Raw genomic sequence first — 15,831 nt, 5'->3', positions numbered from 1 at the left:
CTCCCCCTCAAAGGAGGGAGATTGATGGGAGCAAGGTCCTCAAACACCAGAAAAACACCGGGCGATACGCCCAATTCGGGAGACCGATGAGATGAAGAAGACGAAGAAACCGGTGCGCGTGCTGATCGTCGGCACGGGCGGCATGGCGCGGGTGCATGCGCAGTCGTTCAATGAGATGGAAGGCGTTGAGGTTGTCGGCGGCGTCGATACGCGGCCGGACATACTGAAGACTTTCTGCGACAAGCATGGCATTCCCGGCCGTTATGCCTCGCTTGCCGAGGCGCTGGAACAATGCGACTTCGATGCCGCCTCCAACGTCACGCCGGACGGCATTCACTATGCCACCACCATACCGCTCATCGACGCCGGCAAGCATGTGCTCTGTGAAAAGCCGCTGAGCACGTCCTACGAATTCGCGGCCGAGATGGCGGCGAAGGCGAAGGACGCGGGCGTGGTCAACATGATCAACCTTTCCTACCGCAATGTCGCGGCGCTTCAGAAGGCCGCGGAACTGGTGGCCGAGGGCGCCATCGGCACGGTGCGCCATTTCGAGGCCTCCTACCTGCAGAGCTGGCTCACCCAGGCCGCATGGGGCGACTGGCGCACGGAGCCCGGCTGGCTGTGGCGGCTTTCGACCGAACACGGCTCCAAGGGCGTGCTCGGCGATGTCGGCATCCACATCATCGATTTTGCCACCTACATCGCCGGCGTCGCGCCGGAATCCGTATCCTGCCGCACGGCGGTGTTCGGAAAGGCGGAGGGCGGCAGGATCGGCGAATACACGCTCGACGCCAATGACAGTTTCGTCATGCATCTGAAGCTCGCCAACGAGGCGATCGGCACGATTTCCGCCACCCGCTTCGCCTCCGGCCACCACAACGACCTGAGGCTGCGCATCTACGGAGATCTCGGCGGGTTGCAGGTTCTGTTCGAGCAGGAACAGAGCATTCTGCGTGGTTGCATCGGTCCGGAAGCAATGCTGGAGGAGACCTGGACGGACATCGAGTGCCCGAAGGTTCCGACAATCTACGACCGCTTCATCGCCGCAATCCGTGGCGAGGAAGCGGCCGAGCCGACCTTCGAACGCGGTGCGGAACTCCAGCAGGTTCTCGACCTTGCTGGCCGCTCGCAGGACATGGATTGCCGTTCTCTGACGCTGGAACCGGTGGAAGAAACAATCGCCGCCGTTTGACAAACATACCCGCCAGCCGTCGCTGGCGGGTATGTTTTCGGGCAGTCTTGGTCTCAGAAAGAACAAGCGCAGCGCGCGGGCGGAATGGATGATATGGCGGTTGAACGCGGCCGCTGTCGCGTCGACTGGGTCGGGCTTTGAAGGAAACCTCCCGACTGATTGGATGGTGCCTTGATACCTCACCCTTCAGACAGGAGTTCCAGGTGGCTGATCGAGAAAAACCTTCGCCATGAGCCGGTTGTCAGCGACTTGGCGCGTTTTGACGCATGAGAGTATCGACAAGACTCGACATTGCGTTCGTTTTTCGACATGCTTGCTTAATCGTTTAATCAAGTCATGTTCTGAATGCAGCAACGCGCGCCCAAACTAACCGAGATCGCGGAACGGCTGGATATTTCCGCCGCGACTGTCTCCAATGCGCTGTCCGGCAAGGGGCGGGTTTCGGCGGATCTTGCAAAACGGATACGGCAAACGGCGGACGAGCTGGGCTATGTGCCAAGTTTATCGGCGCGCGCGCTGCGCACCGGGCAGACCGGTGTCATCGGTCTGGTTCTGCCCGATATCGGCAATCCGCTGTTCCCGCAGATCGCACAGGCGATTGAAAACGCGGCCACAGATGCAGGACTCGGCGTTCTGATTGCGGATTCACGCGGCAGCATCCAGGCGCAGACGGAAGCGATCCGGCATTTGAAGGATCATGGCGTGGACGGCATGATCGTGGTGCCGCGGCGCGGCACGCGCGTCAGCGATATCGGGTGTCCGGTGGCGATGATCGATTCTCCCTCGACCCCTGGCAACACGGTTTCTGCCGATCACTGGGGCGGTGGTTTTCTTCTAGGCGAGCATTTGGCCGCCCTTGGTCACCGGAAAATCCTGCTGATCGGCAATCATCGCAATTCCATTGTTCAAAACGACAGGCTTGGAGGCGTACGCGCAGCCCTTGCCGCCGCCACGACAAAGACGATCTGGCTCGACAGCCCGTCGATGGCGGAAGGAAATGAGTTCGACGCGACGCGCTGGTACGCGGAAGGCTACACCGCCTTCGTGACCGTCTCCGACCTGCAGGCGCTGAAGGTGCTCACCCACCTGCAAAATGCCGGGATCGGCGTTCCGGCCATGGCGTCGGTCTCCGGCTTTGACGATCTGATGTTTGCAAGCGTCGTCACCCCGGCGCTGACCACCGTGCGGATGGATATGCCCGCGGTTGCCGAAATCGCGATTGCCGCGCTCAAACAGGTCATCGAAACAAGAGCCGAAGCCGACGGCCAGACCGTGAAGGCTGCCCGCGATCGCGTTCCCATGACCCTTGTCGTCCGCCGTTCAACCGGACCGGCGCAACAAGAAGAAGGCAAGAAGCCTGCTTTTACAAAAACCTCGGAAGGAGAACTTGACCGATGAAGAAACTGATGATGACCGCCACGGCCGTGGCTCTGGCGCTTTCGGCCGGAACCGCCTCAGCCGCCGACAAGACGTTGACCATTTCCGTCTATGCTTTCGCGCAGGACGCCTTCAAGGAGATCGTCTACGATCCCTTCGAAGAAATCTGCGGCTGCGACATTGTTGTTGAAACCGGCAACAGCGTTGAACGTCTGGCCAAGATGGAGGCCAACAAGCAGAGCCCCGTCGTCGATATGGCCGTCATGTCGATGGCCGATGCGCTTTCGGCCGCGCGCGCGGGGCTGATCGCCGATATCGATTATGCGAAGCTGTCTAGCTACGACAAGCTTTACGATATCGCCAAGGATCCGAATGGCGATGGCAAGAGCGTCGGCTACACCTTCTACGCCACATCGATCGCCTACCGCTCCGACAAGGTTTCGATCGACAGCTGGGAGGACCTGTTGAGCCCGGAACTGGCTGGCCGCGTCGCGTTTCCCAATGTCACCACCAATCAGGGCCCGCCTTCGCTTTACATGCTCGGCAAGGCCATCGGTAATGACGATTACAATCTGACGGCGCCGATCGATGCGGTTGCCGAGCATCGCGACGATTTCGTCACTTTCTACGTTCGCTCCTCGCAGCTGGCGCAGTTGATGCAGCAGGAAGAAATCTGGGCAGCACCCATCGGTCGTTTCGCCTGGGGCGGGTTCACCGATATGGGCCTTCCCATTGAATGGGCAACGGCGAAGGAAGGCCAGACCGGTGGCCTGAACGTGATGGTCATGACCAAGGACAGCGGCCACGAAGATCTGGCGATGCAGTTCATGGATTTCTGGCTGTCGACGGATGTTCAGACCAAGCTGGCCGAGGCGCTGGTGGACAGCCCGGCCAACAAGGAGGTCGTGGTTTCCGACGCGGTTGCCGATAATCTGACCTATGGCGCGGAAACGGCTGACAACCTCTATCTTCTGCCCTCCGAAGTGCTGCTGGATAACCGCGATATGTGGCTTGAGCAGTGGAATGAAAAAGTCGGCCAGTAAGACCGGCTGAAACCGGCAGACCTTGTCCCATCCGGGTCTGTTTTATGCACGGCGGCGATTGAGCCGCCGTGCTGTTCTAGAGCGTTTCCAGGAACAGTGGACACCGGTTTTCCGTCCGGAAACGCGTAAAAAAAGATAGAGCGCTTTCGCGATTCGGAGAAACGCGGAAGCGCGCTAAAAGAGAAAGTTACCTCATGTTTCAAAGCCGCGTTGAGGCCATGGCGCTTGTCCTGCCGGCCGCCCTTTTCGCCGGAGTGGTGTTTCTGGTTCCGGTCGCGGTGCTTTTGGCGCAGGGCGTGCATATCGACGGCCAGTGGACGCTTTCGGCCTATGTCGATTTCTTCTCGAAATCGCTGAACCGCGCCGTCTTTTTCCGAACGCTGAGACTGGCCGCTCTGGTGACCGTCATTGCCGCCGTGATCGGCTATGCCGCGGCTTACGCCACGGTCAGCCTGCCGGAAAAAAGCAAGGGCCGGATGATCGGGCTGATCGTGCTGCCGCTGATGATTTCGCCGGTGGCGCGCACCTATGCCTGGATCGTGCTTCTAGGGCGCACCGGCATCATCAACAAGGCGCTGGTCAGCCTCGGGCTTTCGGACGAGCCGATCCGCTTTCTCTTTACCGAGACGGCCGTCGCCATCGGCCTGTTGCAGCTTTTCCTGCCGCTGATGATCATTGCGCTGATTTCCGCGCTGGAAAACATGCCGCGCGATGCCGTGCCCGCCGCGCGGGTTCTGGGCGCCAACTGGTTTCAGGTGTTCTGGAAGGTGATCCTGCCGCTCACCCGCGAGGGGCTGATCATCGGCGGAACGCTGGTTTTCACCGGCTCCATGACCGCCTATATCACGCCGGCCATTCTCGGTGGCTCCAAGGTGCTGATGCTGGAAACGCTGCTTTATCAGCGCGTCACCGTCGCCAATGATCTGGTCTCGGCCAGTGTGATTGCCTTCATCCTGATGGCCATGGCCTTTTCCGCCAACTTCCTGCTCAAGAAAATCGCATCCGCACGAGGTGGCAAATGAGATCGAAATTCTTCATCTTCCTGCCGCTGGCGCTGACGCTCGTCTTTCTGATCGGCCCGTTCATCGTCATTGTCATGGCGGGTCTTTCCTCCGGCAACAATCTTGCCTTTCCGCCGCCGGGCCTTTCACTGAAATGGGTGATCAAGGTTTTCTCCATCGAAAGCTTCCGCGACAGTTTTGCCATGTCGATGTTTCTGGCAATCTTCGGCACACTGGCCGCGTTGATCCTCGGCATTCCGGCGTCCTATGCCATGTCGCGCTACAAGGTGCCGGGCGCGGAAACCGTGCGGCTGATCGTCTCTTCGCCGATCATCGTGCCCGGCATCATCGTCGGTCTGGCGCTGCTGCGCTATTTCGTCGTGCCGTTGTCATTGTCGATCACGCTAGCCCTGTTCGTCGCCCATACGGCGCTGATCCTGCCCTATGCGGTGCGGGTCGTTTCGGCGAGCCTCAACAATCTGCGCTCCGATATCGAAGAGGCCGCGATCCTGCTGGGCGCGAGCCGGGCAGGGGCGTTTTTCCGCGTGGTGCTGCCCAATATCCGGGGCGGCGTGCTTTCGGCTTTCATTCTCGGTTTCGTGACGAGTTTCAATCAGGTTCCGGTATCGCTGTTTCTGTCGGGGCCGGGCGTGCGCACGCTGCCCATCGATATGATCGGCTATATGGAAACCACCTACGACCCATCCGTCGCCGCACTCGCCGCGCTTCTTGCTTTCCTCTCGATCGGCATTGTGTTTGTCGCCGAGCGTTTTCTGGGCTTTACCCGCTATGTCTGACCATACTCTGCTTTCCCTGAACAACCTGTCGCTCTCCTACGGCAAGAACACCGTCGTCGAGCGGCTCAACCTTGAAATCGCCAAAGGTGAGCTGATCGCCCTTCTCGGGCCTTCGGGTTGCGGCAAGACCACGACCATGCGCGCCATTGCCGGTCTGATGGCGCCGTCGGGCGGCAAGATCGTTCTGGATGGCCGCGATGTCACCCGTGTTCCGCCGAACAGGCGCGAGGTTGGGCTGATGTTTCAGTCCTATGCGCTTTTTCCCCATCTTTCGGTATTTGAGAATGTGGCCTTCGGGTTGAAACTGAAGGGAATGCGCGGTTCGGACCTTTCTGCCCGCGTGAGTGAAGGCTTGAGCGCTGTCGGTCTTGGGGATTATGCCGACCGCCGGCCCGCCGATCTTTCCGGCGGTCAGCAGCAGCGCGTCGCCCTTGCCCGCTCGCTGGTGATGGATCCGAAAGTGCTGTTGCTGGATGAACCGCTTTCAAACCTCGATGCGCGTCTCAGACTTGAAATGCGCACCGAGCTTCAGCGGGTGCAAAAGGCCAACGACCTGACGATGGTTTTCGTCACCCACGACCAGTCCGAAGCCCTGTCTCTGGCCGACCGGATCGTGGTGATGAAAGATGGCGCTATCGAACAGCTCGGAACGCCGGAGGATATCTATAACCGTCCCGAATCCGCCTTCGTTGCCGATTTCGTCGGCTTTGAAAACATTTTCACGGTTGAAGCGGGTAAGCTCAAAGGCAAGGGCGAAGCCTTCTCACTTCCCGAGCCGCTTCCTGCGGATGCAAAAGGTCTGGCATGGCGGCCGCGTTTCGTGCGCCTTGGCGAAGGGACCTTCATTGGCACGGTGATCGGCGCGGCCTTTGTCGGTCAGATGCGTGAATATGTGCTGGAAACGCCGCTTGGTCAGATCAAGGTCGATGTGGATGCCAGCGCACCGGCGCATAGCCTGGGCCAGCAACTCGCCTTCGATCTTCGGGTCGAAGACGCCGTTGTCCTGAAACGATAGGCGGCGATCATGGGCGTCTGGATCGACACGGATATGGGGTTTGACGACATCGCCGCCATCCTCACCGTTCGGGCAAGCGGCGAGAAGATCGACGGCCTGTCGCTGACCTTCGGCAACACGACACTGGCGAAGGTCTGCAGCAATGCCGCAGCCGCAGCCGAGGTTTTCGACTGGACCTTCCCGATCCATGCCGGGGCTGACCGGGCGGTGATGGGGGCGGTTGAAACCGCAGCCTCGATCCTCAGCGATGCCGGCATGCCGACGGCGGGCCTCAGCCTGCCGGAAGCGGCACTTCCGCCATCCGATCCGGCCTTTGTTGCCCTTTGCAACTGGCTTTCGAAGGATGACGGGCCGAAGCGCATTCTGGCTCTTGGGCCTTTGACCAATATCGCAGCCCTTTGTCTGGCGCGCCCCGACCTTGCCAGCCGGATCAGCGAGATTGTCTGGATGGGCGGCGGCGTCACCAGCGGCAACCACACCGCTTCCGCCGAGTTCAACGCATTGGCTGACCCGGAAGCGGCCTCAATCGTGCTTTCGCGTGACATCCCCTTTATCATGGCCGACCTCGATTTTTGCCGCAAGGTTACGATCAATGCGGACGACGTGGCGGCGCTGCGCGCTGAAAACGGCAGGAACGCACCGCTTCTGGCCGATCTGACGGAAGGTTTTCTCAATATAGCCGCAAAGCGGGGTCGCACCGAAATGGCGTTTTTTGATCCTGCGGCGGCAGTGGCTTTTTGTCACTCATCGCTTGTTTCCTTGCAGCCGGTGAATCTGGCCTTTGAAACGGCCGGACACATCACACGCGGGCGCAGTGTTGTCGAAACCCGTGCTTACAAACTCGCCCCGGAGGCGGATTTTAACGCCTCAATCATCACCGAGGTTGATGCCGATGCCGCGCATGACACGATCATGGGCGCATTGCTGGCGGAGGCACGGCGATGAAAAGCATTGACGAGCCCGCCATGCGTGCCGCAGCGGTTGAAGCCGCCCGTGGTGAGCGGCCATTCGATCTCATAATTTCCGGCGGCACGCTCGTGGATGTTGCTACCGGGGAGCTGAGACCGGCCGATGTCGGCCTTTCCGGCGGGCTGATTGCGGCGGTTATGCCGCCCGGAGCGCGCAGCGAAGCTGAGATAACCATTGATGCAGGCGGGGCCTTCGTCTCGCCGGGGCTGGTCGACATGCACATGCATGTCGAAAGCTCGATGGTGACGCCTGCGACCTATGCCAAAGCCGTTTTGCCGCGCGGCGTGACGACCATTGTCTGGGATCCGCATGAACTGGCCAACGTCGCCGGCGTTCCTGCCGTCGATTGGGCCATTGAGGCCGCCCGTGACCTGCCGCTGGAGGCGATCATTCTGGCGCCCTCCTGTGTGCCGTCGGCGCCGGGACTGGAACGCGCTGGCGCGGATTTCGGGCCGGAAACGATCGCCGACATTCTGGCCCGGCCGGAAATCGGCGGCATCGCCGAAGTCATGAACATGGAAGGCGTTATTTCCGGCAGTCCGCGTATGAGCGCCATCGTTAATGCCGGACTTCATGCACAAAAGCCCGTTTTCGGTCATGCGCGCGGGCTTTCCGGCGACAGGCTTGCCGCCTTCATGAGTGCCGGGGTTTCATCCGATCATGAGCTGACATCGGGCGATGACCTTCTGGAGAAACTGCGCGCCGGGGTGACAATCGAACTTCGCGGTTCGCATCCTTATCTGTTCGATGACTTTGTCGTGGCTTTGAAAAGCCTGCCCGTTTGGCCGCAGACGCTGACGCTGTGCACCGACGATGTCTTTCCGGATGATCTGTTGACCGGCGGCGGCATGGTTGCGCTTATCCGGGCGCTGGTCGCGCGCGGTTTGCCTCCCGTTCAGGCCGTGCAGGCGGCCACGCTGAATGCGGCGCGGCGTCTGAACCGAACCGATATCGGGCTCATCGCGGCCGGTCGGCGCGCCAATATCGCGATCTTCGAGGATCTTGAGGCGTTTGCGGCCCGCTATGTGATTGTGGATGGCAAGGTCATTGCCTCTGACGGGTGCCTCAATGCTGCCGTTTCCGAGCATCCTTCGGACATGCTTAAGGGCTCCATGAAGGTTGAGCCGCTTTCATCGGATGATTTCAGGGTGAAGGCCAAGGGGACGCGCGTCGAGGTCGCCACCATCGACCAGCCGCGGTTTACCCGCTGGGGCAAGGCGGAGGCGGATGTGCGGAACGGATTTGTATGTCCGCCAGACGGTGCAACGCTGATCAGCGTCATCCACCGTCACGGTCAAGCAGCAGCGAAGCCGAAAACCGGGTTTCTGCGTGGATGGGGAAAATGGCGTGGCGCATTCGCGACCACGGTTTCGCACGACAGCCATAACCTGACAATCTTCGGGCGGAACCCCGAGGATATGGCGGTGGCGGCCAAAGCGCTGATCGAGAGCGGCGGCGGCATGGTCGTGGTGGCCGATGGCAAGGTGAAAGCATTGCTAGCCCTGCCGCTGCTGGGCCTGATCTCGGATGCACCGCTTGAAGATGTCGCCCGTGATTTCGAGGCTGTGCGCAATGCTGCCGGAACAATCGTTGACTGGGAGCCGCCCTATCTCACCTTCAAGGCGCTGGTCGGCGCAACGCTTGCCTGCAATGCCGGTCCGCATCAGACCGACATGGGCATCACCGATGTTGAAGCCGGAACCGTGCTGGAAAGCCCGGTCTTGCGTCAGCTCGTCTAAGCGGCTTTGATTGGCAGTTCGGTCTCTGTCAGCCGCACCCAGTAGGCCGCGCCGTAGCCGATGGCGTCATCGTTGAAGTCATAGGCCGTGTTGTGGTGTAGCGCGCCGTCCACGGCCGGGCCATTGCCAAGCCAGACATAGCAGCCCGGCACTTCATTTCCGAAAAAGGCGAAGTCGTCGCCGGCCGTCGATGGCGGAAAGGCCGTGCGTACCTTCTCACCGAAGACGGTCTGTGCAGCCTGCAGCGCCGTTTGCGTCGGCTCCGTCGCATTGACGACCGGCGGAATGCGGCGAATGAACCGATATTCGGCCTCAATGCCGAAAGAGGCAGCCATGCCATGCGCAAGCCGGCCTATTTCCTCTTCCAGCTGGTCGCGGGTTTCGGGCGAATAGGCGCGCGCGGTTCCGCCGATCTCAACGATATCCGGAATGACGTTGAGCGCATTCGGATCGCCTGCCTTCACCGAGCAGGCCGAGACAACCGCGGGCTGAAGCGGATCGACCACCCGCCCGACAATCGTCTGCAGCGCGGCGATGAAATGGCCGGAAGCCGTCACCGGATCGCGTCCGAGATGCGGCTTTGCGCCATGTGTGCCGGTGCCCTTGAACGTGACGCGCCAGCTGTCGGATGAGGCAAGCTGCGGCCCCTCGACCACGGCCATCTCATCGATATCGAGCCCCGGCATATTGTGCAGTCCGTAAACCGCATCGCAGGGAAACAGCTCAAACAGCCCGCCCTCGACCATCTTCTTCGCGCCGCCGCGGCCTTCTTCGGCGGGCTGAAAGATGAAATGAACCGTGCCGGAAAAGTCCTTCGTCCGCGCCAGATAGCGCGCCGCCGCCAGCAGCATTACCGTGTGTCCGTCATGGCCGCAGGCATGCATCTTGCCAGGAACCGTGCTTTTATAGGGCCGGTCCGCCGTTTCCGGCATGGCAAGTGCATCCATGTCCGCCCTCAGCCCGATCGCTCGGTTGCCGTCGCCTGCCTTCAGCGTGCCGACAACCCCAGTGCCGCCCAGCCCGCGATGGACCGCAATGCCGTCTTCGCCGAGCAGCCTGGCGACGATCTCGCTGGTCCTGTGCTCCTCAAAGCCAAGCTCGGGATGGGCATGCAGATCCTGACGCAACGACCGCCAGAAGGCATGATCACTCATGATCTCGGAAAGAACCGATGTCGCGCGTTTATCCTGTGCAGTCATCCTCTTAAAAGCCTTTCGGAGTGTTTCTCTAAATTCCGTAACGAGACTTGTACGGCTTAAAGCGCTTTTTAAGCGGTATCAACGCGAATAGCGAGGTCCTGCAGTACGGTCACTTCTCGCGAAACCTGTCACTTGATGGTTCACGATACGCAGTCGTGGCGCGACGAAGTTTAGCAAGGTTCTGACGCGGGTGGGTATGGCTTCGCCCAAGCTTGGTGTCGCAAAGGCACGGTTAATCGCTGCTTTTTTGCAGCCCGGAGAGTTCGAACAGCATTTCGTGAATGGCGGATGCATTGAGGTCGCCGAGGCCCTTGTTGTTGGCCGCGGCATAGAGCTCGCCGATCAGGGTCGTTACCGGTACCGGAACATCCTGACTGCAGGCAAAGGCCCGAACCAGGCGGGTGTCCTTAAGCATGTGGCGCAGATAAAAGCTTGGCGCATAATCGCCGGCAAGAGTTGCTCGTCCGACATTGCGGATCAGAAGAGAACTGTAGTCCGTCACGTCGAAGACGCCCATGACGGCATCGCCATTAAGCCCGGCCTTGCGGGCGAGCGACAGGGCTTCTCCGAGCGACTCCATTTGGGCCGCCACCAGCAGATTGCCGACGAGCTTCATCATCGCGCCGCTGCCGGGCGGTCCCATATGGTGAACGGTCGCCGCGAGCGGTTCCAGGACCGGGGCCAGACGATCAAACGCGTTTCGGTCGCCGCCACAGACGAAATCGAGCTTTCCGGCCCAGGCTTCACCCTTGCTTCCGAAAACCGGCGTATCAAGGTAGGCGGCATTGCGTTCAGCTATCGCAGTTGCAATCGATCGCGTCAGTTCGGGATCTGTAGTGGTTGCATCTGCGACCATGGTGCCCCCGGCAATATTGGCGACGATGCCGTCGTCGCCAAAATAAACGGCTTTCTGGGCGTCCGGTCCCGTCAGGCAGACCATGACGAACTCGCAACCCGTTATGGCCTCCGCGATGGTGCTCTTTCGCACTGCGCCAGCAAGCGTCTCGGGCAGATCGAAGGTGGTGCGGTTCCAGACCCTGATCTCGTGGCTGGCTTTGAGGAGATTGTGGACCATCCCCTGGCCCATGGTTCCGAGCCCGATATAGGCAATTTTCATCGCGTCCTCCTTCAAAACGGGGTGTCTGTCCGGACGCGGCGATTGGAGCCCGGGTTCAATGGCGGGTCGAAGCTTGCGGTATTTTCAGCCTGCGTGGACTGTTGCCGTCATCGACTGGATGATGAACAGGCCGACAGTCGCGCCGGCATCCTGCAGGCCCTTCGACTTCTCCTGGAAGGCGGCGGCCTTGCCGTGCTGCGCGACCATGGTCTTGGTGTTTTCCAGAGCATCGCTCGCGGCCTCGACGGCTTTGGTCATCGCTTGTGGCAGGGCTAAATCCTGCGCGGCTGAGGTTTCAAGGCTCGAGGCGATGGGCTCCAGCACATCGAGCACCGTCTTGTCGCCCACCTTGGCCTTGCCGCGCTGGGCGACGCCGTCGCTGTAGGCGCGCCAGAAGGCGGCCATTTCCGCAGTGCCGATGGCGTCCACGCCGTCCAGCGCCTTGCTGGCGCGCAGAAAGCCGGTGGCCATCAATGTCCCCATTGTCGAAGGTGCCGCCTTGGCCATCGCCATGCCGGCGTCCTTCAGATAGGTGGCGATGGCGGGTTCGGTTTCGGCGGCGACGGCTTCATGGGCGGCGGCGAAGGCTTTGCTCATCGTCAGCCCCAGATCGCTGTCGCCCACCTTGCCGTCGAGCGCGATCAGAAAGTCGCGCTTGTTCGCAAAGAAGGCGGCGAGGCCGGCAAAGACGTCGACCATGTGTTCGGTGTTGATCTGATCCATGATAACCTCCGTCAGCCCTTGAGGCGGGTAAAAAACGGTGTATTGGCAGCGGCGCCGATCAGCCGGTCGAGCTCGTCGTCGAGCTTCGTCAGTGAGATCGAGGCCCCCGCCATTTCCATAGCGGTTGCATATTCGCCGATGAAGACGTGCTTTGCCGTTATGTTGCGTTCGGACAGGCGCTGCGCGACACGACGGTAGAGGATGTAGAGCTCCTCGCGGGGGGTGCCGCCAAGACCGTTGACCAGAACGGCGACATTGCCGCTTTCATAAAGGTTCTCGGCAAACAGACGCTCCATCAGCGCGTCGACCACGTCGTCGGCGGGTTCGAGGTCGCGGCGGCTGATGCCTGGTTCGCCGTGAATGCCCATCCCGATTTCCATTTCGGTTTCGCCGATCTCGAATGTCGGGTGGCCGATTTCCGGCACGATGCAGCTTGAGAGCGCGACGCCCATCGTACGGGTGTTGAGGCGAGCCTTTTCGGCAATGCGGGTGACCTCGTCGAGGTCGAGGCCTTCTGCCGCCGCGGCGCCCGCGGCCTTGTAGACGAAGAAAATGCCGGCAACGCCGCGCCGCTTGTGCTCTTCCCCGATCACGGAGGATGCCGCGTCGTCATTGCCGACGACCGAGGTCACGCGGATGTCTTCGAATTCCGCAAGTTCCGCCGCCATGTCGAAATTGATGATATCGCCGGTGTAATTGCCGTAGATATAAAGAACGCCGGCGCCCTGATCGATATATTTCGTGACCTCGAGCATCTGCTCGGCGCTCGGGGACTGGAATATGCCGCCGACCGCGCATCCGTCCAGCATGCCATCGCCCACATATCCGAGGAAGAGCGGCAGGTGACCGGATCCGCCGCCGGTGGCGATGCCGACCTTGCCCGGCTTCGGCGTTGCCGTCACCAGGCAGTGCTTGTCGTTTGCGGCATAGGTCACGGCAGGATGAGCAAGGTAGATCCCCTCCAGCATTTCCTCGACGACATTTTCCGGTTTGTTGATGAATTTTTTCATGGGACTACGCTTTCCTGAGAAATAGGCATTACGATTTTCGCTGTTGCGCCATGAAGAACGCAGCGGCGAGAAGAATGAAGAAGCCGATGACGAAACGCTGCCAGGTGCTGGGGATGCCGACCATGACGAGCACATTGTTCAAGACGGTGACCAGCAACACGCCGAGGATCGTTCCGAGCACCGTGCCGGTGCCGCCCGTGATGCGGGCGCCACCGAGCACGACCGCGGCGATCACGCTGATTTCGCTGCCGACCAGGTCGAAAGGATTGGCCAGGCGATTGCTGGACACATGAATGATCCCCGCCAGGCCAGCCAGCGCGCCGGCATAGCCGAACAGAAAGAGCTGCACGGTTTTAAGATTGTAGCCCAGCCTCTCGGCAATAGCGCTGTTGCCGCCGATCGCGAAAATTGCGCGGCCCATCAGGGTCCTGTTGAGGATCCACCAGGTGAGAACGGCGGCTGCGGGCAGGGCGAGGAAATAGATCGGGAGGGTGATGACCGCGCCGTTGGCGTTGGTGAACTGGAGCAGCGGCGCCCGACCGAACTCGATCATCTGCGGCGGCAGGTCCATGATCCAGACCGTGCCGATGAAGGCGAGCAGGATGCCGCGAAACAGGTATTGCGTTCCGATCGTGATGATCAGCGAGGGGACCCGCAGGTGATAGGCCAGTATCCCGTTCACGAAACCGAGCAGCATGCCGCCGATGGTGGCGATGAACACGATGAGCGGCATTGGCATGCCGGGAAAATGGTTCACGGTGAAGAGCGTGACCGAATACATGGAAAGGGCGGCAATCGCGGTAAAGGACACATCGATGCCGCCGGCCGCGAGAATGACGAACACGCCGAGCGCGAACAGTCCCATTACGACGCTGGCGCGTCCGATATCGATCAGTGACGATGCCTGAAGAAAGTTCGGATTGATCACGGAGACGATCGCGCAGATCGCCACCAGCAGCGTGAGCGTGATCAGTTCGGGATGGTTCTTCAGGAAGTGACGGAAGCTGAAGCCGCCCTCTGCAACCTTCTGCTGCGCTTTGTTGCGTTCGATTTCAACGGATGTCATCGCGCCACCTCCAGTTCGGGTGCCGTCATCGTGCGGTAGAGAATATCTTCGTCGGTGGCTTCGGCGGCGTAACTCTTGACCACCTTGCCGCCGAACATGACGAGGATGCGGTCGCAGTTCTGCAGGAGTTCCGGCAGATCATCGCTGACCACAATCAAGCCCATGCCTGCCTCTGCCAGGGACTGGATGGCGCGGTAAATCGTGTCTTTCGATCCGACATCGACGCCCACTGTCGGTCCGTGCAGGACCAGGAGCTTCGGCAGGATCGAAAGCCAGCGCCCGATGAGAACCCTCTGCTGGTTTCCTCCGGACAGTGAGCCGACGGGCATGTCGATATCACTCGTGTTCAGTCGCATCTGCCTGGAAAGGTCCTCGGCAAGCGCGCGTCCTTTCTGGTTGTCGATCACGCCAAACCTGTTTGCAAGCCGCGCGACCACGAGAGCGATCTCGTTGTCGAGAATGGACTTCTCCAGAAACAATCCTTCATCGAGCCGGTCCTCGGGGACATAGCCGATGCCATGGCGGATGGAGTCGGACGGGCGGCGTATATGAAGCTCTTCGCCGTCAAGCCTCAGCGTCCCGCCCGTTGCCGGATGCACGCCGGAGATTGCCATGGCCAGCTCGTTGCGCCCAGAATCGGCCAGCCCGGTAATGCCGAGAATCTCGCCCTTTCTAAGTGACAGATTGACATTCTCGAAGCCTCTGCCCGAAAGGCGATCGGTGGACAGAAGTTCATCCGGCTGCGGTTTTGCCGATCGGTAACGGATCGCTTCGATCTCGCGCCCGGTCATCAGCTCGGAAATTTGCGATTTCGTAAAATTCTCCAGCGGCCCCTGGGCGACGGATTCACCGTCGCGGAATATGATGGCCTGACCGCCGATCCGGTAACATTCATCGAGTTTGTGGGTCACAAACAGGACGGCGATATTGTCGTTTCGCAGTCTGTTGACCACGGTGATCAACTTTTCGACCTCGCGTCGCGTCAGCGATGTCGTCGGTTCGTCCATGATCACCAGCTTGGCGTTTGTGGCAATGGCGCGGGCGATCGCGACCAGTTGCCTTTGCGCCAGCGGCAAGTCCGAAACGACGGTTGACAGGAAGGCGCGGGTGGTCGGTAATTCGACGGCCTCGAGGGCGCGCATTGCGGTTTCCCGCAGCCGCGAACGATCGAAAAGGCGTGCCAGCCGGCCGCCGCCCATCACGAGCTGCTCGCTGAGGGCGACATTTTCCGCCACGCTCAGATTGGGAATGAGGGACAGGTCCTGATAGACCGTTTCGATGCCGGCGCTGAGAGACCGGATTGGCGTGAGCATATTGTGCTTCTCGCCATCCAGGATGATCGCGCCTTCACTCGGCGCGATCGCGCCGGACATGACCTTGATAACCGTGCTCTTGCCGCAGCCGTTCTCGCCGAGAAGATGATAGGCTTCGCCAAGACGGATCGTCATGTCGACGCCGCGCAGGGCATGAACGCCGCCGTAGCGCTTGTGAATGCCGCGCAGCTCCAGAAAAGGCTCTTCTGACGAGGATGATCCTGACACGCTCGCGCTCCTTCTTCAATTGATCATGATGCCTGCAGTCGG

The 15,831-nt window shown here is 60.6% G+C and carries 14 protein-coding genes; 8 read left to right on the top strand and 6 right to left on the bottom strand.

Translation table 11 applies throughout. The features are described from left to right. The first annotated feature begins 91 nt into the window (after nt 1–91). The 8 genes from JET14_RS19450 (at nt 92) to JET14_RS19415 (ending at nt 9,133) form a co-directional block, all read left to right on the top strand. Complete coding sequence (locus JET14_RS19450) at nt 92–1,192, top strand: Gfo/Idh/MocA family protein (RefSeq protein ID WP_246750384.1); 1,101 nt, start codon at nt 92–94, stop codon at nt 1,190–1,192. Between the two features lie 345 nt (nt 1,193–1,537). Further along, nucleotides 1,538–2,590 carry a LacI family DNA-binding transcriptional regulator gene (locus JET14_RS19445; RefSeq protein ID WP_200335753.1) on the top strand — a complete coding sequence of 351 codons (1,053 nt, stop codon included), beginning with the start codon at nt 1,538–1,540 and terminating at the stop codon, nt 2,588–2,590. Nucleotides 2,591–2,601: 11 nt separating this feature from the next. Next, on the top strand, nt 2,602–3,612 hold the full coding sequence (locus JET14_RS19440; RefSeq protein WP_432443092.1) for an ABC transporter substrate-binding protein: 1,011 nt from the start codon (nt 2,602–2,604) through the stop codon (nt 3,610–3,612). Between the two features lie 194 nt (nt 3,613–3,806). Continuing rightward, a complete protein-coding gene (locus tag JET14_RS19435) occupies nt 3,807–4,634 on the top strand; it encodes an ABC transporter permease (RefSeq protein WP_200335751.1) in 828 nt (275 codons plus the stop codon). Beyond that, the gene (locus JET14_RS19430; protein ID WP_200335750.1) at nt 4,631–5,410 is read left to right on the top strand and encodes an ABC transporter permease; all 780 of its coding nucleotides are present in this window, start codon (nt 4,631–4,633) and stop codon (nt 5,408–5,410) included. The genes JET14_RS19435 and JET14_RS19430 overlap by 4 nt, the downstream gene beginning before the upstream one ends. Then, entirely contained in the window at nt 5,403–6,425 is a 1,023-nt protein-coding gene (locus JET14_RS19425; RefSeq protein WP_200335749.1) for an ABC transporter ATP-binding protein, read from the top strand. The genes JET14_RS19430 and JET14_RS19425 overlap by 8 nt, the downstream gene beginning before the upstream one ends. Before the next feature lie 9 nt (nt 6,426–6,434). After that, nucleotides 6,435–7,370, top strand: a complete 936-nt coding sequence (locus JET14_RS19420) for a nucleoside hydrolase (protein WP_200335747.1) — start codon at nt 6,435–6,437, stop codon at nt 7,368–7,370. Further along, complete coding sequence (locus tag JET14_RS19415; protein ID WP_200335745.1) at nt 7,367–9,133, top strand: adenine deaminase; 1,767 nt, start codon at nt 7,367–7,369, stop codon at nt 9,131–9,133. The genes JET14_RS19420 and JET14_RS19415 overlap by 4 nt, the downstream gene beginning before the upstream one ends. Here JET14_RS19415 and JET14_RS19410 read toward each other — a convergent pair. The 6 genes from JET14_RS19410 to JET14_RS19385 all read right to left on the bottom strand — a co-directional run bounded on the left by JET14_RS19410 (nt 9,130) and on the right by JET14_RS19385 (nt 15,789). After that, on the bottom strand, nt 9,130–10,287 hold the full coding sequence (locus JET14_RS19410) for a M20 aminoacylase family protein (protein WP_200338175.1): 1,158 nt from the start codon (nt 10,285–10,287) through the stop codon (nt 9,130–9,132). The genes JET14_RS19415 and JET14_RS19410 overlap by 4 nt on opposite strands. A 277-nt stretch (nt 10,288–10,564) precedes the next feature. Next, entirely contained in the window at nt 10,565–11,449 is an 885-nt protein-coding gene (locus tag JET14_RS19405; RefSeq protein WP_200335743.1) for an NAD(P)-dependent oxidoreductase, read from the bottom strand. A gap of 84 nt (nt 11,450–11,533) precedes the next feature. Next, nucleotides 11,534–12,172: a dihydroxyacetone kinase subunit L gene (locus JET14_RS19400; RefSeq protein WP_200335741.1), complete on the bottom strand. Its 639-nt coding sequence runs from the start codon at nt 12,170–12,172 to the stop codon at nt 11,534–11,536. Between the two features lie 11 nt (nt 12,173–12,183). Next, a complete protein-coding gene (locus JET14_RS19395; protein ID WP_200335739.1) occupies nt 12,184–13,182 on the bottom strand; it encodes a dihydroxyacetone kinase subunit DhaK in 999 nt (332 codons plus the stop codon). A 28-nt stretch (nt 13,183–13,210) separates the two neighbouring features. Beyond that, nucleotides 13,211–14,248: an ABC transporter permease gene (locus JET14_RS19390; RefSeq protein WP_200335737.1), complete on the bottom strand. Its 1,038-nt coding sequence runs from the start codon at nt 14,246–14,248 to the stop codon at nt 13,211–13,213. Further along, nucleotides 14,245–15,789, bottom strand: a complete 1,545-nt coding sequence (locus JET14_RS19385; RefSeq protein WP_200335735.1) for a sugar ABC transporter ATP-binding protein — start codon at nt 15,787–15,789, stop codon at nt 14,245–14,247. The genes JET14_RS19390 and JET14_RS19385 overlap by 4 nt, the downstream gene beginning before the upstream one ends. Between the last annotated feature and the right edge of the window lie 42 nt (nt 15,790–15,831).

Origin of the sequence: Martelella lutilitoris (assembly GCF_016598595.1) — a bacterium.
In the GTDB taxonomy this organism is placed as follows: Bacteria; Pseudomonadota; Alphaproteobacteria; order Rhizobiales; family Rhizobiaceae; genus Martelella; species Martelella lutilitoris_A.
Note: the sequence above shows the minus strand (reverse complement) of the source record. Positions and strands in the feature narration are given on the sequence as shown.

Excerpts from the sequence above, each read along its gene's own strand:
- JET14_RS19390 (WP_200335737.1), bottom strand. The coding sequence starts at position 14,248 with ATGACATCCGTTGAAATCGAACGCAACAAAGCGCAGCAGAAGGTTGCA.
- JET14_RS19415 (WP_200335745.1), top strand. The coding sequence starts at position 7,367 with ATGAAAAGCATTGACGAGCCCGCCATGCGTGCCGCAGCGGTTGAAGCC.
- JET14_RS19410 (WP_200338175.1), bottom strand. The coding sequence starts at position 10,287 with ATGAGTGATCATGCCTTCTGGCGGTCGTTGCGTCAGGATCTGCATGCC.
- JET14_RS19450 (WP_246750384.1), top strand. The coding sequence starts at position 92 with ATGAAGAAGACGAAGAAACCGGTGCGCGTGCTGATCGTCGGCACGGGC.
- JET14_RS19445 (WP_200335753.1), top strand. The coding sequence starts at position 1,538 with ATGCAGCAACGCGCGCCCAAACTAACCGAGATCGCGGAACGGCTGGAT.
- JET14_RS19395 (WP_200335739.1), bottom strand. The coding sequence starts at position 13,182 with ATGAAAAAATTCATCAACAAACCGGAAAATGTCGTCGAGGAAATGCTG.
- JET14_RS19430 (WP_200335750.1), top strand. The coding sequence starts at position 4,631 with ATGAGATCGAAATTCTTCATCTTCCTGCCGCTGGCGCTGACGCTCGTC.
- JET14_RS19435 (WP_200335751.1), top strand. The coding sequence starts at position 3,807 with ATGTTTCAAAGCCGCGTTGAGGCCATGGCGCTTGTCCTGCCGGCCGCC.
- JET14_RS19425 (WP_200335749.1), top strand. The coding sequence starts at position 5,403 with ATGTCTGACCATACTCTGCTTTCCCTGAACAACCTGTCGCTCTCCTAC.
- JET14_RS19405 (WP_200335743.1), bottom strand. The coding sequence starts at position 11,449 with ATGAAAATTGCCTATATCGGGCTCGGAACCATGGGCCAGGGGATGGTC.
- JET14_RS19420 (WP_200335747.1), top strand. The coding sequence starts at position 6,435 with ATGGGCGTCTGGATCGACACGGATATGGGGTTTGACGACATCGCCGCC.
- JET14_RS19440 (WP_432443092.1), top strand. The coding sequence starts at position 2,602 with ATGACCGCCACGGCCGTGGCTCTGGCGCTTTCGGCCGGAACCGCCTCA.
- JET14_RS19400 (WP_200335741.1), bottom strand. The coding sequence starts at position 12,172 with ATGGATCAGATCAACACCGAACACATGGTCGACGTCTTTGCCGGCCTC.